General features: G+C 65.3%; 20 protein-coding genes. 6 read left to right on the plus strand and 14 right to left on the minus strand.

Going from position 1 to position 25,878, the window contains the following annotated elements; all coding sequences use genetic code 11:
- Positions 1-125 precede the first annotated feature (125 nt).
- The 6 genes from acs to QMB55_RS03660 form a co-directional block, all read right to left on the minus strand.
- Positions 126-2,093: an acetate--CoA ligase gene (gene acs, locus QMB55_RS03635; protein WP_497587302.1), complete on the minus strand. Its 1,968-nt coding sequence runs from the start codon at positions 2,091-2,093 to the stop codon at positions 126-128.
- 319 nt (positions 2,094-2,412) lie between these two features.
- Complete coding sequence (locus tag QMB55_RS03640) at positions 2,413-3,912, minus strand: M14 family zinc carboxypeptidase (protein ID WP_497587303.1); 1,500 nt, start codon at positions 3,910-3,912, stop codon at positions 2,413-2,415.
- A gap of 215 nt (positions 3,913-4,127) precedes the next feature.
- On the minus strand, positions 4,128-4,568 hold the full coding sequence (locus QMB55_RS03645; RefSeq protein WP_497587304.1) for a hypothetical protein: 441 nt from the start codon (positions 4,566-4,568) through the stop codon (positions 4,128-4,130).
- Between the two features lie 374 nt (positions 4,569-4,942).
- Positions 4,943-6,367 carry a tyrosine phenol-lyase gene (locus tag QMB55_RS03650; RefSeq protein WP_497587305.1) on the minus strand — a complete coding sequence of 475 codons (1,425 nt, stop codon included), beginning with the start codon at positions 6,365-6,367 and terminating at the stop codon, positions 4,943-4,945.
- A 14-nt stretch (positions 6,368-6,381) separates the two neighbouring features.
- On the minus strand, positions 6,382-7,077 hold the full coding sequence (locus QMB55_RS03655; RefSeq protein WP_497587306.1) for a Crp/Fnr family transcriptional regulator: 696 nt from the start codon (positions 7,075-7,077) through the stop codon (positions 6,382-6,384).
- Positions 7,078-7,261: 184 nt separating this feature from the next.
- Positions 7,262-7,603 (minus strand): HU family DNA-binding protein, encoded by a 342-nt coding sequence (locus QMB55_RS03660; protein WP_497587307.1) that lies wholly within the window; start codon positions 7,601-7,603, stop codon positions 7,262-7,264.
- 148 nt (positions 7,604-7,751) lie between these two features.
- On the opposite strand from QMB55_RS03660, the gene QMB55_RS03665 reads away from it, so the two are divergent.
- The 6 genes from QMB55_RS03665 (at position 7,752) to QMB55_RS03690 (ending at position 14,586) form a co-directional block, all read left to right on the plus strand.
- A complete protein-coding gene (locus QMB55_RS03665; protein ID WP_497587308.1) occupies positions 7,752-8,948 on the plus strand; it encodes an RtcB family protein in 1,197 nt (398 codons plus the stop codon).
- A 332-nt stretch (positions 8,949-9,280) separates the two neighbouring features.
- A complete protein-coding gene (locus QMB55_RS03670) occupies positions 9,281-10,810 on the plus strand; it encodes an amino acid permease (RefSeq protein ID WP_497587309.1) in 1,530 nt (509 codons plus the stop codon).
- Positions 10,811-11,111: 301 nt separating this feature from the next.
- The gene (locus tag QMB55_RS03675; protein WP_497587310.1) at positions 11,112-11,795 is read left to right on the plus strand and encodes an alpha/beta hydrolase; all 684 of its coding nucleotides are present in this window, start codon (positions 11,112-11,114) and stop codon (positions 11,793-11,795) included.
- A 247-nt stretch (positions 11,796-12,042) separates the two neighbouring features.
- Complete coding sequence (locus QMB55_RS03680) at positions 12,043-12,816, plus strand: EAL domain-containing protein (RefSeq protein WP_497587311.1); 774 nt, start codon at positions 12,043-12,045, stop codon at positions 12,814-12,816.
- Positions 12,817-12,960: 144 nt separating this feature from the next.
- Entirely contained in the window at positions 12,961-14,385 is a 1,425-nt protein-coding gene (locus QMB55_RS03685) for a methyl-accepting chemotaxis protein (protein ID WP_497587312.1), read from the plus strand.
- Positions 14,386-14,394: 9 nt separating this feature from the next.
- Positions 14,395-14,586, plus strand: coding sequence for a hypothetical protein (locus QMB55_RS03690; RefSeq protein ID WP_497587313.1), 192 nt, complete (start codon positions 14,395-14,397; stop codon positions 14,584-14,586).
- Positions 14,587-15,030: 444 nt separating this feature from the next.
- Here the strand turns inward: QMB55_RS03690 and QMB55_RS03695 are convergent, their stop codons facing one another.
- The 8 genes from QMB55_RS03695 to QMB55_RS03730 all read right to left on the minus strand — a co-directional run bounded on the left by QMB55_RS03695 (position 15,031) and on the right by QMB55_RS03730 (position 25,494).
- The gene (locus QMB55_RS03695; protein ID WP_497587314.1) at positions 15,031-15,405 is read right to left on the minus strand and encodes a YajD family HNH nuclease; all 375 of its coding nucleotides are present in this window, start codon (positions 15,403-15,405) and stop codon (positions 15,031-15,033) included.
- 151 nt (positions 15,406-15,556) lie between these two features.
- Positions 15,557-16,408: an acid phosphatase gene (locus tag QMB55_RS03700; RefSeq protein ID WP_497587315.1), complete on the minus strand. Its 852-nt coding sequence runs from the start codon at positions 16,406-16,408 to the stop codon at positions 15,557-15,559.
- A gap of 73 nt (positions 16,409-16,481) precedes the next feature.
- Complete coding sequence (locus tag QMB55_RS03705; protein WP_497587316.1) at positions 16,482-17,618, minus strand: hypothetical protein; 1,137 nt, start codon at positions 17,616-17,618, stop codon at positions 16,482-16,484.
- A 171-nt stretch (positions 17,619-17,789) separates the two neighbouring features.
- Complete coding sequence (locus QMB55_RS03710) at positions 17,790-19,988, minus strand: ferredoxin (RefSeq protein WP_497587317.1); 2,199 nt, start codon at positions 19,986-19,988, stop codon at positions 17,790-17,792.
- A gap of 120 nt (positions 19,989-20,108) precedes the next feature.
- Entirely contained in the window at positions 20,109-21,062 is a 954-nt protein-coding gene (locus QMB55_RS03715) for a thiamine pyrophosphate-dependent enzyme (protein ID WP_497587318.1), read from the minus strand.
- Between the two features lie 12 nt (positions 21,063-21,074).
- Entirely contained in the window at positions 21,075-22,982 is a 1,908-nt protein-coding gene (locus QMB55_RS03720; RefSeq protein ID WP_497587319.1) for a 2-oxoacid:acceptor oxidoreductase subunit alpha, read from the minus strand.
- A gap of 51 nt (positions 22,983-23,033) precedes the next feature.
- A complete protein-coding gene (gene gltA, locus QMB55_RS03725) occupies positions 23,034-24,527 on the minus strand; it encodes an NADPH-dependent glutamate synthase (RefSeq protein ID WP_497587320.1) in 1,494 nt (497 codons plus the stop codon).
- A 43-nt stretch (positions 24,528-24,570) separates the two neighbouring features.
- Positions 24,571-25,494 (minus strand): sulfide/dihydroorotate dehydrogenase-like FAD/NAD-binding protein, encoded by a 924-nt coding sequence (locus QMB55_RS03730; RefSeq protein ID WP_497587321.1) that lies wholly within the window; start codon positions 25,492-25,494, stop codon positions 24,571-24,573.
- Between the last annotated feature and the right edge of the window lie 384 nt (positions 25,495-25,878).

The raw sequence follows: 25,878 nt of genomic DNA on the forward strand, positions 1-25,878 counted from the left end.
CTGTCAGGTTCCGCCGACTGACGACACCGCCCCCAGACCGGGAGCATACACCACTTAAACGGCTCGGGCCGGCGCGCAAGGCGGGCCGGCCCGTTCGGTGGTCAACGCGGCCGGCGCCGCGCCATTCAAGCGCCCCGGAGCTGCTCGAGGATGGCCGGATTTTCCAGCGTCGACACGTCCTGCGCCACCGTCTCGCCCTTGGCCAGGGCGCGCAACAGGCGGCGCATGATCTTGCCCGAACGCGTCTTGGGCAGGTTCTCGCCGAAGCGGATGTCGCGCGGCTTGGCGATCGGGCCGATCTCCTTGGCCACATGCTCCTGCAACTGCTTGACCATGGCCTGCGCGGCCTCGCCGACCGGGCGCGCGCCCTTGAGCACGACGAAGGCGCAGATCGCCTCACCGGTCAGCTCGTCCGGACGACCGACCACCGCGGCCTCGGCGACCATCGGGTGCGAAACGAGCGCCGACTCGATCTCCATCGTTCCCATGCGGTGTCCGGAAACGTTGAGCACGTCGTCGATGCGGCCGGTGATCGTGAAGTAGCCGTTGTGCGCATCGCGCACCGAGCCGTCGCCGGCCAGGTAGAGCTTGCCCTGGAAGTCGTCGGGGAAGTAGGAGCGCTTGAAGCGCTCAGGATCGCCCCAGATGGTGCGGATCATCGACGGCCACGGCTTGCTCACGACGAGCAGCCCGCCCTTGCCCCACTCGACCTCGGTGCCGGTCTCATCAACCACCGCCGCCTGAATGCCAGGGAAGGGCAAGGTGCACGAGCCCGGAACCAGCGGCGTGACCCCCGGCAGCGGGGTGATCATGTGCCCACCGGTCTCGGTCTGCCAGAAGGTATCGACGATCGGGCAACGGCCGCCGCCGACCTGGTTGTAGTACCACAGCCAGGCCGCCGGGTTGATCGGCTCGCCGACCGTGCCCAGCAGGCGTAGCGAAGAAAGATCGTAGTTCGGCGGCGCCACCGCCGGCGTCGTGTCGGAGGCCTTGATCAGGGAACGGATCGCCGTCGGCGCGGTGTAGAAGATCGTGATCTTGTGTTCCTGGATCATCTTCCAGAAACGGCCGGCGTCGGGATAGGTCGGGACGCCCTCGAAGACCATCTGCGTGCCGCCGCAGGCCAGCGGCCCATAGGCGACGTAGGTGTGGCCGGTGACCCAGCCGATGTCGGCGGTACACCAGAAAATGTCCGAGGGTTTGAGGTCGAAAGTCCACTTCATCGTCAGCACGGCATGCAGCAGGTAGCCGCCCGTCGAGTGCTGCACGCCCTTGGGCTTGCCGGTCGAGCCCGAGGTGTAGAGCAGGAACAGCGGGTGCTCGGCCTCAACCCATTCGGGCTCGCAGGTGTCCGGCTGACCGGCGATGACGTCGTCCCACCATAGGTCGCGCCCGGCCTGCATCGGGCAGGCGCCACCGGTGCGGCGGTTTACGACGATGGTCTTCACCGTCTCGCAGCCGCCCATGGCAATGGCTTCGTCGACCGCCGGCTTGAGCGGCAGGTGCTTGCCGCCGCGGCACTGCTCGTCGGTGGTGATCACCGCCACCGCGCCGGCATCGTTGATCCGGTCGCGCACCGATTGCGCCGAGAAACCGCCGAAGACCACCGAATGGATGGCGCCGATGCGCGCGCAGGCCTGCATGGCGACGACGCCTTCGATGCCCATGGCCATGTAGATGATGACCCGGTCGCCCTTTTTGATGCCCTGGGCGCGCAGGCCGTTGGCCAGGCGACAGACCATGGCCAGCAGTTCGCGGTAGGTAACTTTGCGCACCGCGCCGTCGTCGGTCTCGGACAGGATCGCCACCTTGTCGCCGAGGCCGGCTTCAACGTTACGGTCGAGGCAGTTGTAGGAAACGTTGAGCGTGCCGTCGGCGAACCACTTGTAGAACGGCGCGTTCGACTCGTCGAGCACCTGGGTGAACGGCTTCTTCCAGCTCACGTGCTCGCGCGCCAAACGTGCCCAGTAGCCGGTGTAATCCTGGGCCGCCTCGGCGCACAGGGCCTGATAGGCGTCCATCCCGGAAATCGTCGCCTGGGCGATGAATTCGGCCGACGGCTGAAACAGATGAGCGGAATCGTTCTGCGACATACCCTACCTCCAGTGCTGTTATCGGGGTTGGCACGGCGCACGGCGAGCGTCGGCGGCCAAGCGGAAAACCCGCTGCGGTCGGCAATGCCCGCTCACGGGGGCATCCGTCCGACCGTGCGGTGTGCTCTGGATTAAAGGCCCGCCGGCTTACACTTCACTTACAGGAAATTGATTACGCGCAGCCCCGATAGGCGTTCGCGGTCTGGCCGGGCGCCTGAGCGCGGGGGCCGGCCTGGAAAGGCCGTCTGGATGCGCCCTTCAGGCCGGCGCCAGAGCCCGTCCTGCCTCCCGCCTGGCGCCTGGCTGCCGAGTTTTTGAACTACAGCCCTCCGTCGTAGCGGTAGAACGGCAGCTCGACCGTGCCGCTGCGGCCGAGCAGTCCGGCGCGAGTGAAGCCGTTGGGGCTGGCGCCTTCGAGCACCTGCAGCAGCAGGTTGGTCCGCTGCCGGGTGTCGACCACGTAATCGCCGGCGGCAAACTCCCGCATTGCGGAGGCCGTCCGGCTCTCGACCTTGAGCGCCTCGCCCTGGTGGGTGATCGCCGCGGTCTGGACGCCGACGGTAGCCGCGAGCGGCCGGCGCAACTGGCTCACCTCCACACCCATTTGTGTCAGTATCTCGACGCTCGCCTTGGCCGCCTGCGGAATCAGGTAGTAACGCGGCACGGCAACCTTGGCGCCCGGCGTGCCCACGGTCCGCTGCACGAATTCAGCGGGAAGCGGCACGAGCTTTCCGCTCGCCCCGTCGGCGAGCGGGAATTGGCGCGCCACGCGCAGCGTTTTACGGTCGAGTTCCCAGGCGGTGTTGGCGGCCAGCGCCTGCCGTGCCTCGGCGACGATCTTGACGATGGCCTCGGCATTGGCCTGCGCCGTCTCGACGATGGCCTTCATCCCTTGATAGTGCGAGAGCGTCCGGCGCGGCATGTGCTGGTCGCCGAGGCCGATGCCTCGCGTCTCGAAGAGGAAGGAGAAGCGCCCGCTCATGGCGTGGTAGTTCTTGGCGCTGACGAAGGTCGTCGCCGACTCGGACACCCGCAACTGGCCGCTCGTCTTGTCCATGCTGAGCAGTTCGTAGAGGTCGTGACGCAAGCCGTACTGCGCGAAATTGCGGCTGATCGCCGTGCGGAACAGGCGCTCATGGGCTTCAACCAGCGGCTTGGGCAGGTTGGGCTCGTTCGGGCCGGCGCTCTGCATGTCCGAAGCGCTGGTGCGTTCGCCGAGGCGTCCCCAGACGGTGAATTCGTGCGCATCGACGACGACGTGCGGGTCGAAGCGCAGGATTTCGCTCTGGATGGCGCGCGTCTCGGGGTAGTCGTATTTGACGAAGTCGCGGTTGATGTCGCCGCCCTGCGCCGTCGCGCGCTTCATCGCCACCGCGCCGTCAGGATTGGCCATCGGCACGACCACGAGTTCCACGTCGGGGTAACGCCCGTTCAGTTCGCCGCGCGTCAGCGCATCGAGGAAGGCCAGCGCGCCTTCGCTCGCCGCCGGCTCGTCGCCATGCACGCGGGAATAAACCATCACCCGCACCTTGGCCTGCGGATTGCCCAGGCGCAGCGCCCAGACTTCACGCCCCTGCGCCGTCGTGAGCAGGCTGTAGAGCTTGGCGTCGCTGGTCCGCGCGATGGTGTCGAGGTAGTCCTTGAGGCGCGCGTAGGGGGTGAAGGTGCCGGTGGTCGCGCCGGGGGTCGCAAACTGCACCGATGGGGTCGCGAACAGCGATTGCGTCAGTGCCGGCGGGTCCTGACGTTGAGCGGCATTGAGGTTGCCACACAGGGCAAGGAGCACGGCGAGGACGGCGGAGCTGGGCAGGGTTTTCATGACGGTTCCGGAAGCGTTGAAGAAAAGAGCGGATGCCCCTCCCCGCGCCGGCCTCAAATGCGCCCACCCACGGCAGAACGACATCAATTTGTACAAAAATTACCAAAAGTTCAATTTTTGTACAAATTTTTCTTCGCCCTAGGCGCGCGCCGTCCGCGCGAACGCCGGCCCGGCGGACAACGGGCGGCCTGGGCTGCCCGTTGTCATGTTCGGCCTCAGGAGACGCCGACGAAATTGGCCGCGACGCAGTCGACCAGTTGGCCGTCGCGCCGGATCAGGAAGATGAGGTCACAGGCCAGCGCGCTTCCCTGGGCCTTGAGCAGGAGGTCGGTGATGATCGGGGTGTCGCGCAGGTAGCCATAGCAGCCGGCCTCGACGCGCTCGGGCTGGCGTTCGGTGGTCAGGTAAGGGGTGATGTCCTTGATCGCCTTGAGCGAGGGGATGACTTCCTTGCGCACCAACACCAGGATTTCATCACCGGCGTTGAGCTTGAGGCTGGCGCGCATCTCGGCCAGTTGCAGCATGCACAGCACGACCTTGAAACGGGGAATGGACAAAGACACGGCCAGAGCGTTCGCGTCCTGCAGCAAACGCCCGATGTCCTGTTGCACGTCTGGAGACTCGGAAATTCCGCCCACACTCGACATACTCGACATACTCGATTCCTCACACGGTTTGGCGCAGTCGGCACGGGTAGGGCGCCGCCTGCGGGCGTGGCGCCGGCAGGAAACGGTTGGAACGCCAATCCACACGGCAAAGCGGAGACGGGATCGGTGCCAGCCGCAGGCCAGCCGGCCGGGATGGCAGGTGCTCGGGGAGGCCGGTCAGCGCCCCTTTCGCGCCTTTCCTTTCTTGCTTTCCTGGTCGTCTATCTGATCGTCTGGAACGTGGCCGCCACAGCGCACGACCACGGAAATAGCCTACACCAAAGCAGGGGCTTGCGGGGCGCGGCGTGGGTGCGGCGCCCCGCCAGGACGCCGCGCCGCGACGGAAAGCAACACTCCAGCACCTGCCACCGAGTCGCCCGCGCTCAGACGGCGCACGCGGCGGCAGCGCCGGCCACCGGTACGGTCAGCGGATGCAGGGGACGAAAGCGTGCAGTGAAGAAGCGCAACAGCCGGGGTTCGTACACCATCTCCATGCCGACGATTTCGCGGCGTTTGGCGTAGAGCGCGATGCAGGCGTCGGCGACGACGTCTAGGTGAGCGTAGGTATAGACCCGGCGCGGGATCGTGAGGCGCACAAGTTCAAGCTTGGGCCGGTAGTTCTCGCCGGTTTCCTTGTTGCGCCCGGCCGAAACGATGCCACGCTCCATGCTGCGCACGCCGCTCTCGATGAACAGCTGCGCGGCCAGCGTCTGCGCTGGGAAGTGCTCTTGCCGAAGATGGTCGAGGAAGGCCTTGGCATCGAGGAAGACCGCGTGCCCGCCAACCGGACGCACGATCGGCACGCCCGCCGCGACCAATTTGTCGGCCAGGTAGCGGCACTGGGTGATGCGATGGTGGATGTAGTTGTAATCGACCGACTCGACGATGCCGCGCGCCATCGCCTCCATGTCGCGCCCGGCAAGGCCGCCGTAGGTCGGCATGCCTTCGTACAGCACCACCAGCTCGCAGGCGCGCTGGTAAAGCTCGTCGTCGTTCATGCACAGGAAGCCGCCGATGTTGACCAGGCAATCCTTCTTGCCGCTCATCGTGCAGCCGTCGGCGTAGCTCATCATCTCCTTGAGAATGGCGGCGATGCTGACCTCGGCGTAGCCCTCTTCGCGCTCCTTGATGAAGTAGGCGTTCTCGATGCAGCGCGTCGCGTCGTACATCACCTTGATCCCGTGCCTCGCGCACAGCGCCTTGACCGCGCGCATGTTGGCCATGCTCACCGGCTGGCCGCCGGCGAGGTTCACCGTTACCGCGAGGCAGATGTAGGGAATGCGCGCGGCGCCGACCTGGTCGATCAGACGCTGCAGTTTCTCCAGATCGACGTTGCCCTTGAACGGCAATTCGAGCTGCGAATCGTGCGCCTCGTCGACGATCACATCAACGAACTTTGCACCGTTGAGCTCCTGGTGCGCGCGGGTGGTCGTGAAGTACATGTTGCCCGGCACGTAGTCGCCCGGCTTGATGCACAGCTGCGAGAGCAGGTTCTCGGCGCCGCGCCCCTGGTGGGTCGGCACCACGTGGCGGAAACCGTAGTACTCGCGCACGACCTCCTGCAGGTGGATGAAGTTGCGACTGCCGGCGTAGGCCTCGTCGCCGAGCATCATCCCGGCCCACTGGTTGTCGCTCATCGCCGTCGTGCCGCTGTCGGTCAGCAAGTCGATGTAGCACTGGTCCGAACGCAGGAGGAAGGTGTTGTAGCCGGCTTCCTCCATGAAGCGCTGGCGCGCTTCGCGCGTGGTCACGGCGATCGGCTCGACGACCTTGATCTTGTACGGCTCGGCCACATACGTCTTTTGCATGCTGAACTCCCGGGTCAAAGCTGCGGATTGAGAAGCTGTGGATCGGCGACGAAAGCGCTGAGCGCCTCGGCGTCCGTGAGGGTGAGGCCGTGATCCGTCTCGTCGATCAGCCCGGCGCGGCGGAACAGCCCGAGCGCATTGCTGACGGTGACGCGGTGGATGCCGAGCAGCTCGGCGATGGTGGTGTGGGTGAGCGGCAGGTGCAGCGAATCGCGCGCCTGCGCGAGCCCGCACAGGAAGCGGCCGATGCGCTGCGGCGCGGTGAGGAAGGCGACGTCTTCGATCTGGGTCGAAGCGATGTAGGACTTGGCCGCGAGATTGACGAGCAGCAGGCGGCACAACTCGGGATGGCGGCCGAGGATGTGCTCGTGCACGACGGCGGCCGGAAATTCGACCGCAGTGCTGTCTTCGACGGCGGTGACGTAATGCTGATAGGGCTTGCCGCTGAACAGTGCGGCTTCGCCGAGCAGGCTGCCGGCGCCCATGAACCACAGCGTGCGTTGCAGGCCGTCGTAACTGCCGGCGGCGACCTTGAGCGTGCCGGAACGGATCAGGAAGATGCTGTCGGCCGGATCGCCCGGATGGCGGACGATGTGCTTGCGCGGCCAGGCCACCTCGCGGCCGAGCGAGAGGACCGAAGCCCAAGGCGACTGGTCCTCGAAAAACAGCCAGGGCACCTCGGTGCTGGGGATGCTGGATTTGCTGTTCACGTGCGCGCTTTCGTCACGACCGGCGTCGTCATGACGACGCCCTACGTTTTTGCAATCGACGATGCAAGGATGCGACGGCGAACAGCCTACTGCATGCGGCAAGGAAAAGCTGTAGCGCGGGCTACAGCCCTGCGCGCCGCGTCAGTGACCGGCTTGCCACCGGTCACCGCGGGCAAGGGTCGCCTTACTTGGCGACGGCGGCCTTGAAGCCGGCGCCGGCCGAGAACTTCGGCACGGTGGTCGCGGCGATGGTCAGCTTCTCGCCGGTCTTCGGGTTCTTGCCTTCGCGCTCGGCGCGGTCGGCGGCCTTGAAGGTGCCGAAGCCGATCAGCGAAACGCTGTCGCCGGCGGCAACGGTTTCCACCACGGTGTCAACGAAGGCGTCGAGGGCCTTGGCGGCATCGGTCTTGGTCAGGCCGGCGTGAGCGGCGATCGCGTCGATCAGTTCAGTCTTGGTCATGGTCTTCCCCTTTACAGTGGTTTTGAACAGGGCACCGGGCAAGCCCGAACGCCGAAGGGGCGCCATTCTAGGGATTTTTCCCGACAACGCAACCCGCAGGCGATGGACCGCCGGTCCGTTTTCGCCCCCTGCCGACCCGGCTTCGGCCCGCTCCGGCAGGCTTTTGCCCTATCATGAGTCCCCCGCGCTACCGCCCGCTGCCCGCTTTTTTCCCATGCCCATCCGGCTCGAAATCCCCACGCCCAACGTCCCCGTCAAGGTGTGGACCGACGACCTCGACGACGCTTCGCGCGCCCAGCTGATCAATGTCGCCCGCCTGCCCATCGTGCATCGGCATGTCGCCGCCATGCCCGACGTGCATCTGGGCATCGGCGCCACCATCGGCGCGGTGATCGCCACGCGCGCGGCCATCGTCCCCGCTGCCGTTGGCGTCGACATCGGCTGCGGCATGCTCGCCTGCCGCCTGACGCTTTCCGCCGACGATGTGGATGAAAAACGCCTGCGCCGCCTGTTCGACGACATCGTTCGCAGCGTGCCGGTCGGCCGCGCCCAGCACGCCGATGCCGACGTCCTGAAAGACGTCGCCCGCCCCTTCACGCCGCGCTTGAAGCCGCTGCTCGAACGCCACCCCGAGCTGCTCAAGACGCTCGGCAAGCAATCGAAATGGCCCAACCAGCTCGGCACCCTCGGTTCAGGCAACCACTTCATCGAGCTGTGCCTCGACGAAGCACAGCGCGTCTGGCTGCTGCTCCACTCCGGCAGCCGCGGCATCGGCAAGGCGATGGCCGAGCACTTCATCGCGCTCGCCCGGCGCGAGGCGGCGCGCCAGCAGCTCGATCTGCCCGACCGCGACCTCGCCTGGCTGGCCGAAGGCGACGCGCATTTTGCCGACTACGTCGCCGCCGTCGCCTGGGCGCAGGATTACGCGCAGGCCAACCGCGCGGCGATGAAAGACCTCGTCCTCGCCGCGCTGACCCGCCACCTGCCGAGCTTCGCACTGAGCGGTGAAACGGTCGATTGCCACCACAACTACGTCGCGCAGGAGACGCATTACGGCGCCCGCGTCTGGGTCACGCGCAAGGGCGCGATCCGCGCCCGTCGTGATGACCTCGGCATCATCCCTGGCAGCATGGGCGCGCGCAGCTACATCGTGCGCGGCAAGGGCAATCCCGAGAGCTTCGACTCCTGCGCCCACGGCGCCGGCCGGCGCATGAGCCGCAGCGCCGCACAGCGCGCGTTTTCCGCCGTCGACCTCGTGCGCCAGACCGAGGGCATCCTCTGTCGCAAGGACGCTGGCGTGCTCGACGAAATTCCCGCCGCCTACAAGGACATCGACACCGTCATGGCCCACCAGAGCGACCTCGTCGAGGTGGTGCATACCTTGAAACAGGTGCTCTGCGTGAAGGGTTAGGACTCAGCCCCCGGCGAGGCTTATGGCATGCCCAAAGCATAGAAACCCCTCGCAGCCCGTGGCGAGATTCGCCCGAACTTCATCCCCATTCGGCGTGGGCAAGCGTGTGGAAAACTCGGGGGCAAACGCTCCATCGCCTTGGCGAACAAGGACTTTTTCTCGGCGCCCATTTTTTAGGCAAACCCCTCCGCAGCGTTAACCCAACACCCACAGCGCGCCGGATCACGGCCCAAGCGCTCAATCCGCCCGTGCTTGGAGGGCAGGCTTTATAATTGCGCCCCAGCGCGCTCAGCCGCCCCTCATTCCGCATCCCAACCTTTCCCCTTTCAATCATGGACGAAGCCCACCACCCGCAAACCGCCGCCGACCACCTGCGGCGCAAACTCAAGACCCGCCACCTGACAATGATCGCCATCGGCGGCTCGATCGGCACCGGCCTCTTCGTGGCCTCCGGCACTTCGATCGCACAGGCGGGCCCGGGCGGTGCGCTCGCCGCTTACGCGCTGATCGGCCTGATGGTTTACTTCCTGATGACCAGCCTGGGCGAAATGGCCGCCTACATGCCCGTCGCCGGCTCGTTCTCGACCTACGCCGCGCGCTTCGTCGACCCGGCCTTCGGCTTCGCCATCGGCTGGAACTACTGGTACAACTGGGCGGTGACCATCGCCGTCGAACTCGTCGCGGCCAACCTCGTCATGCAGTACTGGTTTCCCGAGGTGCCCGGCGTCCTCTGGAGCGGCCTCTTCCTCTTCCTGATGTTTGCCCTCAACGCGATCTCGGTGCGCGGCTTCGGCGAGAGCGAATACTGGTTCGCGCTGATCAAGGTGATCACGGTCATCATCTTCATCATCACCGGCCTGACCATGATCTTCGGCGTGATGAACGGCCAGACGCCCGTCGGCCTCGACAACTTCACCTCAGGCGACGGCCCCTTCGTCGGCGGCCTCGCGGCCGTCATCGGCGTGGCCATGATCGCCGGCTTCTCCTTCCAGGGCACCGAGCTGATCGGCATCGCCGCCGGTGAATCGGAGAACCCGGCGCAGAACATCCCCAAGGCCGTCAAACAGGTGTTCTGGCGCATCCTGCTGTTCTATGTGCTGGCCATTCTGGTGATCGGCCTGCTGATCCCCTACACCGACCCGAACCTGCTCAAGAGCGAAGTCACCGACATCGGCGTCAGCCCCTTCACCCTCATCTTCAAGAACGCCGGCATCGCTTTTGCCGCCAGCGTGATGAACGCCGTCATCCTCACCTCGGTGCTCTCGGCCGGCACCTCCGGCATGTACGCCTCGACGCGCATGCTCTACGCCCTCGCCGTCTCCGGCAAGGCGCCCAAGATGTTCGCCAAGCTCACCGCCAACGGCGTTCCGCTCAACGCGCTCTACGCCACCACCCTGGTCGGCGCGCTGTGCTTCTTCACCTCGATCTTCGGCGACAAGACGGTCTACCTCTGGCTGCTCAACACCTCGGGCATGACCGGCTTCATCGCCTGGCTGGGCATCGCCATCTGCCACTACCGCTTCCGTAAGGCCTACGTGGCGCAAGGCCGCGACCTCGCCGCGCTGCCCTACCGCGCGCTGTTCTTCCCCTTCGGGCCGCTGCTCGCCTTCGGCCTCTGCCTCGTGATCGCGCTCGGGCAGAACTACCAGTCCTTCATGGCCGACACGCTCGACTGGACCAGCATTGCCGCCACCTACATCGGCATCCCGCTGTTCCTCGCGATCTGGCTCGGCTACCGCTGGAAGAACGGCACCCGCCTGCTCAAGTACGAGGAGATCGACCTCGACACCGACCGCGACACCAGCCCCGCCCTGCACGGCGCCCGCCCGGTATCGACCGAGCTGGGCAAGGCCCTGACCTAAACGCCCACGGGCGGGACGTCCGCGGGCAGGACATCCGTTTTCGTCCTGCCCCGGAAGGCGCATCCAGATGCGCCTTCCAGCACCTGCCCTGCCGCACGCCGATCCCCATGCGGCCTCCAGGGCACCCTTCATTCACAATCCCCAATCGGCGTGGGCAAGGCTGTGGACAAGCGCTGGACAAGGCCGCCAGCCCCTTGGCGGACAAGGAAATTTCAGGGCTGCGTACTTTTTAGGCAGCGCGCCGACGACGTCCTCGAAGCCCGACAAGATCACAGCCTGCGCCCTTCACGCCCGCCTCACCATGACCGACGCCATCCAGCTCGACGCCCTCGAACTCGAAACCCGCCCCGACCCCGACGCCACCGTCATCTGGCTGCACGGCCTCGGCGCGCACGGCAGCGACTTCATTGACGCCGTTCCCGAACTCGGCCTGCCCGCCTCCGCCGCGCTGCGCTTCGTCTTCCCGCATGCTCCAGTCATTCCAGTGACCTGCAACGGCGGCTACCGGATGCGCGCCTGGTACGACATCCTCGCCCTCGACGCCAGCGGCCGGCGCCTCGATGCCGACGGCCTGTTCGAGAACCGCGCTGCCCTGCGCGCGCTGATCGCGCGCGAGCAGGCACGCGGCATCCCCGCCCGACGCATCTTGATCGCCGGTTTCTCGCAAGGCGGCGCGCTCGCCTACGCCACCGCGCTCACCCACTCCGAACCGCTGGGTGGCCTGATCGCGCTGTCGACCTACCTCCCCATCCCCGAACGCCTGGCGTCGGAATTCACCGCCGCCAACGCCAACCTGCCGCTCTTCATCGCCCACGGCGCGCAGGACGACGTCGTCCCGCCCCAACTCGGCCGCGCGGCCTACGACCAGTTGGCCGAAGCCGGCCACCTCGCGGACTGGCGGCTCTACCGCAACCTGCCGCACGCGGTCGACCGCGAACTACTGCGCGACCTCGGCGCCTGGATCGCGCAGCAGCTGCTCGATTAAAACCGCCGCCGGGCCGCGCCACAAAACGCTTCGAAAGTACGCGGCCCGCGCCGCCGACGCGCACTCGCGCAACGCTTTAGCGCCCCTCCGCATTGCGTGGGCGTCTTGAACGCCGCCGTGGATGAGGCACGCCCCACTCCCACACTGCCGGAACACGGCCAGGCCAAAAACAAACCCTGCAATTGAGAATTGTTGTCATCTTCAATAGAATGGCGGGTCACTTCCACAGCCTCTGCACCCTGTCGCCATGCCCGCCGCCGTTCATCCCCACGTCATTCTCGAATGCCTGATCAGCCGCCGTTTCGGCGTCGAATACCAACCCTTCATCAGCACCGCCAGCGGGGAAATCGTCTGCTACGAAGCGCTGGCCCGCTTCTTCGACGCGCAGAACACCCCGATCGCGCCCGACTGCGTCTTCGAAGCCCTGCACGACAACCCGCTGCTCCTTTTGCACGCCGAGCTCGAAATGAAACGCCTGCAGCTTGCCGAGGCGCCGCCCAACGGACTGCTCTTCGTCAACCTTGACCCCGATAGCTTTGCTGCCGGCGCCACCGAAGACGGTGGCAACCTCTTCCTGCCGCTCTTTGCCGAGCAGCGCAGCCGGCTGGTCATCGAGCTGATTGAAAACCTGCACCTGCAAGACGTGCACCGCTCGGCGCAGATGGTCGAGGCGCTCGAAGCCGCCAAGCTGCGCATCGCCATCGACGACCTCTCCTCCTCGCGCGGCCTGATCTCCTACGCCTCGCTGATGAACGCCAGCTTCGTCAAGTTCGACCGCGCCTGGCTGGCGCGCGAACTCAACGCCCGCCAGCGCACCATCCTCACCTGGGCGCTCTCGCAGGCCGAAGACCTCGGCCTCACCACCGTCCTCGAAGGCGTGGAAACCGAGGCCCACCTCGTCCTGGCGCGGCAGATGGGCTTCGACCTCGTGCAAGGTTTTCTCTACGCCGACCGCTTCATCCGTCGCGGGCATGCCCACCGCCGCACAGCAGCGACTACCGATCAGTCCACTTTAACCTGAAACAGATCGCCCGAATAAAACAATAATATTTCTTAATGAAAACAAAAAACGAAGAATGATTTCACAAACAAGGATCAAAAAGACGAGAAATTGCCTTGTATACAAGTATACTTTCGCGCTCTTTTGACCCTGAAAAACACATCAATGCAACACCTTTCAATCGCAAAACGTCTTCACCTTCTCATCGCCTGCGCCCTGACCGCGCTCCTCACCGTTGGCTTTGTCGGACTTAAAGCCGCGCGTGATGCCAATGCCAGCCTCAAATTGATGCATCAAGACTCTCTCATGAGCATCAAGCTCATCGGCGACGCTCGCAGCTCATTTCAACGACTTCGGGTCAATAGCTTCGCGCATGTCGCCAGCACCGATTCGGCGAACATGCGTGACATCGAGCACATGATCCAACAGACCGAGAACGATTTGCGTACGATTTTCTCAAGCTATGAAAATGTCATAACAAACAACCATGACAAGGCGCTTCTCGCCGCCGACCTGCAGACGACAAATCAATATATAGAAGTTTTGCACACACGCGTTTTGCCTTTATCGCGCAAAAACGAAACCAGCGCCGCTCTTGCGATTCTGATGAAGGAGATGCGCCCGATCGCTCTGCGCGCCGAAGAAACACTCAACAAGCACATTGTGTTCAACGACAGCAATGCAGAAATATATGCTGCCGAAGCGACCACCGCGGTCGAGCGCGCCATCACGATCGCACTCATCACCATCGGCGTAGCCACGCTCGGAATTGGGATGATGGGTTATTTCATGCTCGCAGGAATCAAGAAATCACTTATTCAAATTCAAGAAAATGTCAGTCGGACCGAGCACGACCTCGACTTCACCTTGCGCATTCCGATCCAGCGCCAGGACGAAATTGGTGTTACAGCACAGACGCTCAATCGACTGATCAATCGGATGCAGGACAATCTTCAGAATATCCAAACCCGCGCCTTGACCGTAGCGCACTCGGCCACTGCAATGTCCACCACCTCCGGCCAGGTGGCGACCGCCGCGCACCAGCAGAGCGAAGCCGCCTCGCACATGGCGGCGACGGTCGAGGAATTGACGGTGAGCATCAACCACGTCGGCGACCGTGCGCAAGAAGCGGACAGGCTCTCAAGCGAATCCGAGAAACTCGCCCAATCGGGCGAAGCCATCATTGGACGCACGGTCGATGACATCAACCTCATTGCGAGCACAGTCAACTCCGCCGCCGAAAGCATCCGGAATCTCGAACGTCATAGTCAGGAAATCGCCAATGTCGTGGCGGTGATCAAGGAAGTCGCCGACCAGACCAACTTGCTGGCGCTCAACGCAGCCATCGAAGCCGCGCGTGCGGGCGAACAGGGCCGAGGCTTCGCGGTGGTGGCCGACGAAGTGCGCAAGCTCGCCGAGCGCACCGCCACCTCGACCCAGGAAATCGCATCCACCATCGAGACCATGCGGAGCACGGCCTGCGCCGCCACCTCCGGAATGGAGAGTGTCGTCTCCGAAGTCAAACGCGGCGTCGAATCCGCGCGCGAAGCCAGCGACGCGATTCGCAAGATCGGCACAGGGAGCAGGTAATCCCTCGAGATGGTCAACGAAATCACCTCCGCCATTCACGAGCAGGCCTCGGCGATGACCAGCATCGCCCAACAGGTCGAGCGCATCGCGCAGATGTCCGAAGAAAGCAGCGCCGCCGCTGGCAACAGCGCCCAGATCGCCAAGGACCTCGACACCCTGGCTGCCGAAGTGCAGCAGATCGTCGGCGCCTACCGGCTCTGAGTCAGCGACGCCGGCGCAACCGCGCCCACGCTCGACGTGGAATCCCCAATCCCCAATCCGCGTGGGCAAGGCTGTGGACAAGCGCTGGAGAAAACCGCCAGCGCATTGTCGCAAAAGACATTTTTGCCAACGCTCAAATTTTGAGCATCACGGCAGAATCGGCACCCGCTCCCGCAAAACGCCGCTCAATGCGCCCTGCTGCCGGGCTGCAGGCTAATGTCCATGCGCCTTCCAGAGCATCGCCGAACGCGGCAATCCCCAATCAGCGTGGGCAAGCTTGTGGACAAGCGCTGGGTAAACGCGCCAGCACCTTGGCGCAAAAGGCGTTTTTGGCGGCGCTCAAATTTTGAGCACCAATGAAAACGGCCGGTACAGGACCGGCCGTGACGGAACGTCGGCGGCACGCACAACGGAATGCCTACGTCATCGCAACGAGGCGCGGCGCTAATCCTTCTTTTTACCGCCGGCCAGCAGCGCCTGGAGGTTAGCAAACGGAGAATGCGTCGCCGCCGCGCTCTGCTTGCCTGAACTGCCGCCGCCGGCTTCCAGCTCGAGCTGCTTCTGGTGCTCGTTGTCGTGGCAGTAGAGGCACAGGAGCTCCCAGTTGCTGCCGTCGGGCGGATTGTTGTTGTGGTTGTGGTCGCGGTGATGCACCGTCAGTTCGCGCAGGTTGGTGTGGGTGAACTCGCGCGCACAACGTCCGCAAATCCACGGGTAAATCTTCAGCGCCCGCTCGCGGTAACCCTTGGCCCGCTCGTCCGCCGCCGCGCGTGCCTCGGCGACCACGCGGTCCAACCTCGAAGAATCCATCTGCGCCATGCCCTGCCTGCTCCCTGCCGGTTGAAAACTGCATTCTGCCTCATCGGCGAAGCCAGAAACAGCACCGCCCGAGGCGCGCTACGCGCCCCGGGCGGCGGTCTTGAATCCTGGCCGACGGAGGTCCGCCGAAGGTCAATGCCCCTGCGCGCGCTCAGAAATTCTTCAACGCAGCGGCTTCCGCAGCGCAATGCGCGGGCTGCGCTGGCGAGACAGCCAGGCGCGCCGCAACTTCCTTTTGCGCCTGCGCCATCTGCGCCTCGAAGACGGCGTTGCCGCGCAGAGCCGACACCGCCGCCGAGCCGACGACACGCCCGGCATCCACGTCCGACTGCCAATGGACGCCGCACGCCACCCGGCTTTGACCGAAGGCCACGCCGCGGCGCAAGACCGCCTCACGCCGCATGGGCGCCGCTTCGGACAAAACGAGCGCCCACGCCCAGCCGATCGCCGAATGCCCCGACGGATACGAACCGTCGTGCGAGAGGTGAGCCTCCTCCTCCGGCGTGCAGGATGACTCGCGCATCAGCATGAACGGGCGTTCCCGGCTGTAACGCTTTTTGGCCGTGGACGTCGAGAGCCCGGCATCGGCCATCGTCCGACGCAGGAGCATGACGAGGTGCGGCGTCTCGGCCTCGCTGGGCTCGAAGCCGAGCGCACAGGCAAACGCGCGCGCGGCGGCGGGGAACTTGAGTTCGGCGTCGGCCCGCGCCTGAGTCCAGCGCGCCTGCCCGCGCCCGGAAAACGCCGCCCGCGCGGCAAGATCGTCGCTCGACCCGGGCGCAACCCCCTTGGGCGCCTCGGGCAGGAAGGCCTCGCTGCGCGGCAACGCCTCGGGCGCCAGATAGCCGATCAGGTAGCCCGAGCCCTTCTGCACCTCGGGCACGGCCGCCGCCGAGCTGGGCGGCACCGGCGCCGTAGCGCACGCGGAGAGCAGCAGCAGCGACAGCGACAGCGAACACACGAGGGCAGCGCCGCGGGGCGAAAAAGCTTGGGATGGGTGCATGACGACCTCCAAAAACGTGGTTTACCCGGATGAACTGGTCGGCGCCGGCCGCAGCCTTCCAACGCGCAACGGTCTACTTGGGGAACAGAAAGGTCACATTGAAGCGCAGCCCCCAGTTCGGCCCGCCCTCGGGGCGCTCGATGTAATAGCGCAGCCCGCCCTGCAGGCTGAGCATCTGCTCGCCCCATTTCATGACCTTGGAGTACTGGACGTTCATCGGCACGGTCCATTGCTCGCGCTTCCAGTCGTAGGTGCTTTCGAGGTTGACGGCAATCGTGCGCCCCTGGCCGATGCTCTTGGCGATGAAGGGTTGCAGGAAGGTCGCGCTGACGTCACTGCGGTCGTCGTCGCCCGCGACGGACCACAGATGATTCCCCAGCATACCGTAGGTCCAGCCGTCGCTGGTCTGCTTGAGGGCGACCGCCGTCGGGCCGAGGCCCCATTTCTCGCTCCCCAGTTCTTTCTTGCTCGCCGTGGGCAGCAACAACACCGGGCCGACGCCCCAGATCCAGCCGCTTGCGGTGGGGGCCTTGGGCGAGAAAAAGAAGCTCTGGACGGTATCGCCAAGACCGCTCTGGCGCTCGTCTCCGACCACATTGTTCTGCGTGGTCACCGGCAAAATCGTGCGCGAGATGAGGTTCCAGTCCTCGCTGATGCTCATCGGAATCACCGGCTGGATGTTCAATGTCGTCCGCTGGCCGTTGTTCGCGAAACCGTCGTCGTAGTTGAACTGGAAGGGAACGCTGATCAGCGCGGCCACCGGATTGGAGAGCTGCTTCGCCAACTCGTCGGCACTCGCTTTGTCCTGAGCGTGCGCCTGTGCGCCAGCAAGAAAAAGAGGAAGCGCAAGCCCGGAACACAAGTAGAAATGGGCTCGTTTTGCTTTGCCGGTCCGCATGAAAATCCTTTGAAAATGGAGTCCGCTCACCGAGCCGACGATAGCCTCAAAGCCAAATCCAGGCCACGGAGGCACGAAAAAACGGCGCGGTGCGAAGCACCGAGGTTCTTTGACGCCGCAGGTCATAAGCACGCCCAAAACACCCAACGCGAATGACGATGTCGTCATCGTTTTTAACACAGCGGCACGACGAAGACAACGCACCAGCAGGCAGAGAAAGACACGCCCGCGCCTCTCCTCTGCAACCCGCACCCACAGGCGCTCGCAGGCCTGCGCCGCCAGGATCAAACAATGGTGCGCCATCCCGGGCATCACCATCCCCAGCCCGCGTGGGCAAGCTTGTGGACAAGCGCTGAGTAAGCGTGCCAATGGCTTGGCGCACAAGGGATTTTCTCCCTGCGCTCATTTTTTAGGCGGCAAAGAAAACGGCCGACGCGAGGTCGGCCGTGAGCGATGCGGGCCGGGCGAGCCGGCCAGTACGGCCTAGAGGAAAGCTTCGGCACGCTTGATCAGGTCTTCGAGGCCCGGTTCGTTGGGATTGCGCGGCTTGCCGGGGTGGATGATCGCGACCTGGCAGTTTTCCGCCGCTTCGACGAGTTGGGCGTAGGTGCCGGCGTTGATGTCGACGATGGAGGCCTGCTGGTTACCGTCGTAGGCGAACATCTTGCCGTTGATCTGGATGCACTCGTTGCAGGTGGCGCAACGCGGCGTCTCGATGTAGGCCTCGTCGGCCGAGCGTTCGGGTTCGGTTTCAACCACGGGCGCGGCGGCCACTGCGGGGGCTTCCGTCACGGCAACCGCCGCCGGGGTCGGAGCCGTAACGGCGGCGCACTCGGCGGCGCGCTGGGCTTCTTTGGCCTCCCACTCGGCGCGCGCGACGGCGAGCGCCCGCTCGGCGTGCGAGTTGTGGATGCCGGCCAGTTCCTGCAGGCTGCGCCATTGCGTCTGGCAGCGCCGCGCTTCGCGCACCAGCTTTTCGTCGACCAGCACGCGCTGCAGCACGTTGCCGTCATCGACCATCAGCACGTAAGGCACGGTTTCGACCGTGGCACGGCGCTCGCCGGCCACCGTCTCGGCCACCGGCTCCATGGCCTGGTTCCAGGCCAGCTTGCCGATGCGCGCGTAGTGGCGGCCGTAGCGGGCGTCGAGGGCGACGAAGTCGGCCAGGGTGAAGGCCAGCGTCTCGCGTTGGGTCTGCAGCGCGTCGTCCTGGTAGGTCAGCGTATGCACCGGCCACGCGGCCTCGGGCTGGGCGTTGCCGGCGAGCGAAAAGCGCGCGGCCCAGTCGTTGCCGGCCGAGGGATCGTGGCAGAAGGCCGGGAAGAGCCGCGCCTCGCTGGCAGCGGCACCGACGAGGTAGGCCGGCAAGCTGGCGGTGTGCGTGCCGGCACCCGAGTACACCGAGAAGAGCGCGGCGCCGCCGTGGTCGAGGCCGCGTTGCAGCGCGCCGCGCAGCTGCGGCAGCGCGGCGGCAGCAGCCTGGAGGACGAAGACGCCCATGCCGAGGGCCATGCGCCCGAGAAGCGGGCTGCGCAGCGAGAAGGCGAGCGGACCGTGCTCGACCGGGGATTTCTCCAACAGGTCGTGGCTCTGCACCAGCACCTTGATCGGCAGGTCGGCGGCGAGGATTTCGTTGAGTGTGGCCTGTTCGGCGCCGGCAAGGTCGGCGGCGTCGAGGCGCACCAGGTAATCCGGGAAGAGCGCCAACGTTTCGGCGTCGAGCCCGTTCTCGCCGAAGGCGGCGAAGAGCGGATCGTGGCGCGCCTCGTTGTATTCGCCACGCGCTTCGAGTTCGGCCACGGCCAGCGCCCGCGCCAGCTCGACGAGCTTGGGCTGGCGGTCGTGGAAGGCCTTGAGCGCGGCGGCGCAACTGTCGAAGGCGAAGGAGTACGGCGTGCTCACGGCCCCTTGCGGCGCGCCATGCACGGGGAAGAACTTCTGCGCCTGGAGGACGGCGATGAGGCCGAGGATGCGTTCGCGACGGCGATCGGAGAGCGTGTCGCGCACGCTGACCTTCTTGAGGATGCCGGACATCGCTTCGTGGTTGAAGCGGTTGAGTGCGCCGACGCCCAGCGCTTCGCGCAGGTTGGCGGCGCTCTTGCCGGCGTCGGAATTGACGTAGTCGGCGCGGATGATGTCCGAGAGCTTGAGGATCAGGCGCTTCAGGTCGGCGTTGAAACGCTCGGCGCGGCGCAGCTGAGTCAGCCCCCAGGCATGGCCGACCAGACGCGCCGGCAAGGCGCGATCGCAGTCGAGAACTTCACCGTCGGCGACCAGATTGGCGCGGGCACGCGCCAGGCTCTCGGCGAGCGCCTTGTCTTTCTTGGCGAGTGCCTTGGCCGCCTTGTCCCACAGTTCGGAGAAGAGGCCGCTCGCGCCGCCGGCGACGAGGACGCGAATTTCGCGTTCGAGGGCCAGCACGTGCTTGCGCACGCGGTCGGCGTCGCTGCCCTGCGCCACTTTGGCGAGGATCTGGTCGACGAGGCGCGAGAGCGGTTCGGCGAACGCCCCGCCCTTTTGCTCGAGCAGCACCAGCGGGTAGTCGTAGCGCAACGCGGTGAGGTCGCGGTAGGTGGAAAAGAGCGCCGGGCGCAGCTTCAGCGCGGCGATGTCATCGAGCCGGGTCGGCTGCTTTTTGCCCGTCAGGTAAAAGGCAACGAAGGATTGAAGGTCAGCTTCCATGGTTATCCAGCCATCATGATGGCCCGCGCGCTGATCTGGCGCGCCGAGCCGTTGATCAATGAGCCCGCCGCGGCGCGGCGGGTGTCCATGTGCATCATTGGGCGCAGGTCCGCGAGTCGGTTACACCGAGTACTTGTCGAACTCGTAGTCCAGGCCCTTGCGCACCGACTCCGCGGTATGCATGACGCCGGTCTGACGGGTGTCCTCGTAGCAGGGCACGGCGGGGTTCTGGTAGAGGATGCCGACCGGGACTTTGTCGGTAATCGAGGCGATCTCGCGCGCCCGGTGGATGTCCAGCGGGTCATGGTGCAACTGGTTGCGGTAGACCTTGGCCAGCGTCGGGCTGATTTCCAGCGCGTTCTCGTGGTGCAGGAGCTGGATGTGCTCGGGGTTCTGCATGTCCTGCTCGTGCAGCGCCGGCAGCCATTCCGGGCAGCGCTGCAGGATGCGCACGAACGAGAGGCCCTTGTGGTGGTAGGCCGCCTTGACGATCTGGTACAGGCTCTCGGGAATCCAGTCCACCGCCTGGGCGACGAAGGAGACGTTGGCGACGCCGAGGGTCACGGTCAGCGGGTTCAGGCCGTCGAGGTAGCTGCCGCGCGGCGTGGTGTTGCTCTTGGTGCCGATCGGCGAGGTCGGCGAGGCCTGCTTCTTGGTCAGCCCGTAGATCTGGTTATCGTGCAGGAAGACCGTGAGGTTCATGTTGTAGCGGATGGCGTGGATCCAGTGTGCCGCGCCAATGCTGCAGCAGTCGCCGTCACCGGTGTTCACGAACACCTTGAGGTCGGGCCGCGCCAGGCGGATGCCTTCGGCGATCGGCAGCGCGCGCCCGTGGATGCTGTGGATGCCGTAGGTCTTCATGTAGTGCGGAAAGCGGCTCGAACAGCCGATGCCGGAGACGAACACGGTTTTTTCCGGGCGCAGGCCTTCGTCACGGCACAGGCGCTGCACGGCGGTCAGGATGGCGTTGTCGCCGCAGCCCGTGCACCAGCGCGGCACGCCGCTCTGGTAGTCCTCCAGTTGCTTCTTTTCTTCGTACAGATCGAGCAGGCATTCGGTGGATGAAAATTTCATGGCGTCGATTCCTCAGTGTTGCAACTGTTCTTGGAGCACGCGGCGGATGGTGCTCGGCTTGATCGGCTGGCCGCGGACTTCCGTCCAGCAGTCAACATCGACCAGGTAGCGCGAACGCAGGAGCGTGGCCAGTGCGGCGTAACGGCGGTTGTTCTCGTCGATGATCGCGTCGCTCGGGTTGTCGCTGTAGTTGGTCTCGATGGTCATGACCTTCTTGAAGCGCTGCATGATCTCCTTGATGCCCGGCTGCATCGGCTGCAGGTAGTGCAGGTGCGCGGAGGAGACCTTCTTGCCCTCGGCGCGCAGCGCCGCGGCGGCTTCCTCGATGGCCCCCTTGCTGCTGCCCCAGCCAAGGACGAGCAGGTCGCCTTCGGCCGGCCCGACGACTTCCGGCGGTAGCAACGTCTTCTGCAGCGCGGCGATCTTCAGGCTGCGCGCGCGCAAGCCTTCCTGGTTGATGTCCGGGTCGTAGGCGACGTGGCTGTTGCGGTCGTGCGCCAGGCCGGTGACGGTGTGCATGCCGCCCGGCTGGCCGGGGATGAAGCGGCGCGCGAGGCCCGTGGTGGCGTCCCAGTCGTAGGGCTTGGCGCCGGCCGGCACCGCGCTCTGATCGATGGGCGGGGCCATCCAGGCTTCGTTGAATTCGGGCCGCTTGTACGGCTGCTGCGAGGTGGCAAGCGTGGCGTCGGTCAGCACGACGACGACGGTGTTGAAGGTCTCGGCCAGCTTGCGCGCAGTGATCATCGAGTAGAAGCACTCCTCGATCGTCGCCGGGGCCATGACGATCTTCGGCGCGTCGCCGTGGCTGCCGTAGATGGTGGTCATCAGGTCGCCCTGCTCGGCCTTGGTCGGCTGGCCGGTGCTCGGGCCGCCGCGCTGGACGTTCACCACCACCAGCGGAATCTCGGCCATCACCGCGAGGCCGATGGCTTCCTGCTTGAGCGAGTAGCCGGGGCCGGAGGTGATGGTCACCGGGCACTTGCCGGCGTAGGAGGCGCCGATGGCGAAGGCGCAGGCGGCGATTTCGTCCTCGGCCTGGTGCACCAGGCCGCCGACGCTCTCGAAGACGTCGGAGAGGTAGTGCGAGGCCGAGGTCGCCGGGGTGATCGGGTACATCGAGCAGAGGTCCATGCCCGAAGCCATCACGCCCAGAGCCAGGGCGGTGTTGCCGTTGGTGGCGATCTGCGCGTCGGCGCTCGGCTTGGCCGGAATCGCGAAGCGGAAGTCGAGGTTCTCGGTGGCCCAGGCGTAACCGGCTTCGAGGAGCACGACGTTGGCGTCGATGATGGCCTGCGACTTCTTGCCGAAGGTCAGCGCGATCTGCTCGCGCGCGGCCTGCAGGTCGAAGCTGTAGAGGAAGCAGAGCATGCCGAGGGCGAACATGTTCTTGCCCTTCTTGGCGTCCTGGGTGTGCTTCAGGCACTCCTGCTCCATCGGAATTTCGCGCACCGTGTAGCCCGACTCGACGAGGCGCTTGTGCGTCTCGGCGTAGGCCATGGCGACGTTCACGTCGCTGTGCTTGCGCCACATGCTCTCAAGCAGAATGATGCAGTTGGGCTTGAGTTCACGTGCCCGCACCCGGCCGAGCAGCACCTGCTCGTTGAAGGCGACGACGAGGTCGGTCTGGTCGCCGCCGTTGGTGATGTATTGCGCGCCGATGCGGATGCGGTTGCCGCTGGCGCCGGCCACGCTGCGGGCCGGCGGACGGATTTCGGCGGGGATGATCTCGGTGGTCCAGATGCCGTTGCCCATGCGCGCGGCGATCGAGCCGAGCGACTGGCCGCAGCGCTGGGCGCCTTCGCCGGAGTCGCTGATGATCTCGACGATGTGTTCCTTGAGCTGCATGACGGGCACGGACGAGGCGCCCGCGGCCTTGCCGGGCGCCTTGCCGGCAGTCTTACTGGATTTCTGTGCACTCATATCGGGGTATCCATAATCACGAAAAAGGGTCACGAAGAAGGACGCGGGGCCTTATGCGGTGCGCACCCGGACGAAGTTCTTCTCCTCGGCGGCAATGCCGAACGGGGCGTCGCCGCCGCTGACAAAGGGCTGCGACGCGTCGCGGATGCCGAGGTAGGCCTTCATGCTCGCGGCGGCGCGGCGGCCAGCGCCCATGGCCTGGATCACCGTCGCCGCGCCGGTGACGATGTCACCACCCGCGAAGACGCCGGCGATCGAAGTGGCCAGGCTGTCGTCGGCGGCGATGTAGCCCCACTTGTTGAGCTTCAAGCCGCAGGTCTGGCCCATGATCGGGTTGGCGTTGGTGCCGATCGCATAGACGATCATGTCGACCTCGAAGTCGAACTCGCTGCCGGGCACCGGCACCGGGCGACGGCGGCCCGACTCGTCCGGCTCGCCGAGCTCCATGCGCACACAACGCATGGCGCGCACGTTGCCGGCCTCGTCGCCGAGCACGGCAACCGGGGCAGTCAACCAGTGGAACTCGACGCCCTCTTCCTCGGCGTGATGCAGTTCCTCGGCGCGCGCCGGCGCTTCCTTGTGCGAACGGCGATAGACGCAGTAGACCTTTTCAGCCCCCAGGCGCAGGGAGACGCGCGTGGCGTCCATCGCGGTGTTGCCGGCGCCGACCACCGCGACGCGGCGGCCGATCGGCTGCGGCGTGTCGAAGTTGGGGAAATCGCGCGCGCGCATCAGGTTGCAGCGGGTCAGCAGTTCGTTGGCCGACAGCACGCCGTTGAGCGAGTCGCCGGGGATGCCGAGGGTCGTCGGGTAGCCGGCGCCGACGCCGACGAAGACGGCGTCAAAGCCCATCTCGCTGATCATCTGCTCGATGGTGAACAAGCGGCCGACCAAGGTGTTGCACTCGAACTTGACGCCAAGCTGGTGCAGCTTGTCGATTTCGGCGTCGATCACCGGGTTGGGCAGGCGGAAGTCTGGGATGCCGTATTTGAGCACGCCGCCGGCCTGGTGGAAGGCCTCATAGACCGTCACGTCGCAGCCGGCCTTGGCCATGTCGGCGGCGCAGGCGATGCCCGCCGGACCGGAGCCGACGATGGCGACCTTGTAGCCGGTCTTCTGGACATAGGGCACGGTGGCCCAGCCTTCGCGGATCGCCAGGTCGCCGACGAAGCGCTCCAGGCGGCCGATGGCCACCGCTTCGAGCGACTCGCCGACCGTACACTGCCCTTCGCACTGGTTCTCCTGCGGGCAGACGCGACCGCAGATGGCCGGCAAAAGACTGGTCTCGGCGATGATCTCGTACGCCGCGCGGAAATCCTTTTCGTTGATCTTCTGGATGAAGCCCGGGATGTTGATCCCGACCGGACAGCCCGAGACGCAGGGCTGGTCGGGGCACATCAGGCAACGCTCGGATTCGCGCAGCGCGTCGTCCGGGTGGTAGCCGCAAGCGACTTCTTCAAAGTTCTTGGCCCGGATCGCCGCCGGCTGCTCGGGCATCGGCGTACGTTCCTGCGGGATGGTGCGGATGGTTTTTTTCTTCGCCATGGTGTTCTGCCGTCAAAGATGGGGTTCGTCGGATGTCGAAGGTTCAGGCGCCCGTAGCCGCCTTGGCGGGTTTTACGGTTTTTACTTTTCCGGCCTTCTTGTCGACCGCCTTCTGCAACCGGCAGCCCTTGTCGTGCCCGTCTTCCCAGTGCTCCATCGCCTGGCGTTCTTCCTTGGTGTAGCGGCGCAGGCGATTCATCATGTCGTCGAAGTCGACGTCGTGGCCGTCGAAGTCCGGCCCGTCGACGCAGGCGAACTTCACCTTGTCGCCGATCTTGACGCGGCAGCCGCCGCACATGCCGGTGCCGTCGACCATCAGCGGATTGAGGCTGACCATGGTCTTGATCTTGTGCGGGCGGGTCACCTCGGCACAGCCCTTCATCATGATCATCGGGCCGATGGCGATCACCTCGCCGATGTCGGGATGCTTGGCGATGGCCTGTTCCAGACCGGCAGTGACGCGGCCCTGGATGCCGACCGAACCGTCGTCGGTGCAGATGATGAATTCATCGCAGCAGGCGCGGAACTTGTCGTCCCAGAACACGAGGTCCTTGTTGCGGAAGCCGACCACGCCGATGACATAAGCACCGGCGTCCTTGTAGGCGCGGGCCTGCGGGTAGACCGGGGCGACACCGAGGCCGCCGCCGACGCAGACCACCTTTTTGGCATGCCCGAGCTCGCTCGGCACGCCCATCGGCCCGACCAGCGCGTAGAGCGAGGTGCCGACCTGGCAAGCCTCCTGCATCTCGCGCGTGGTCTTGCCCACGGCCTGGATGACCAGGGTGATGGTGCCCTTGTCGACGTCGTAGTCGGCGATGGTCAGCGGAATGCGTTCGCCATGCTCGTGCAGCATGACGATGACGAACTGACCCGGCTTGGCCGCCTTGGCCATCTGCGGGTGGTGAACTTCCAGGAGATACGTGACGTCGGAAAAATCCTCGCGCGTCACGATTTCAAAATTGGCCATGATGCATTTCCCTTACGCGCAGCTTCATCGTTGGACAAAGCCCGTGTCGGAAAGCGGCCGGCCTGGCGGTCTGATCCGATGCACGAGCGGAATCAAACAACAGTTTCTGTACCTGTACAGCAAGGCGCTCTTGTTCTTTTGATCTGCGCCGCGGGCCTATTCTTCCCCGCCCCCGCCGTATCCACAATTGCTGTGTTGGTATATGTTGATTCCCGCTCGGAACGACACCATTCAATCGCTTATTTTTCAAGGAAAATGCAGGCAGGCATCGACACCGAAATGCCATCCGCAAACGCCATCCCAGGCCCGGCCGCGCCGTTCGGACGCCACTGCGACAGCTTGGTTCCGGACAGGAAGGACGCAAAAAGTGGGGCGCGACGCCTG

Origin of the sequence: Propionivibrio sp. (assembly GCF_041441355.1) — a bacterium.
Classification (GTDB): Bacteria; Pseudomonadota; Gammaproteobacteria; order Burkholderiales; family Rhodocyclaceae; genus Propionivibrio.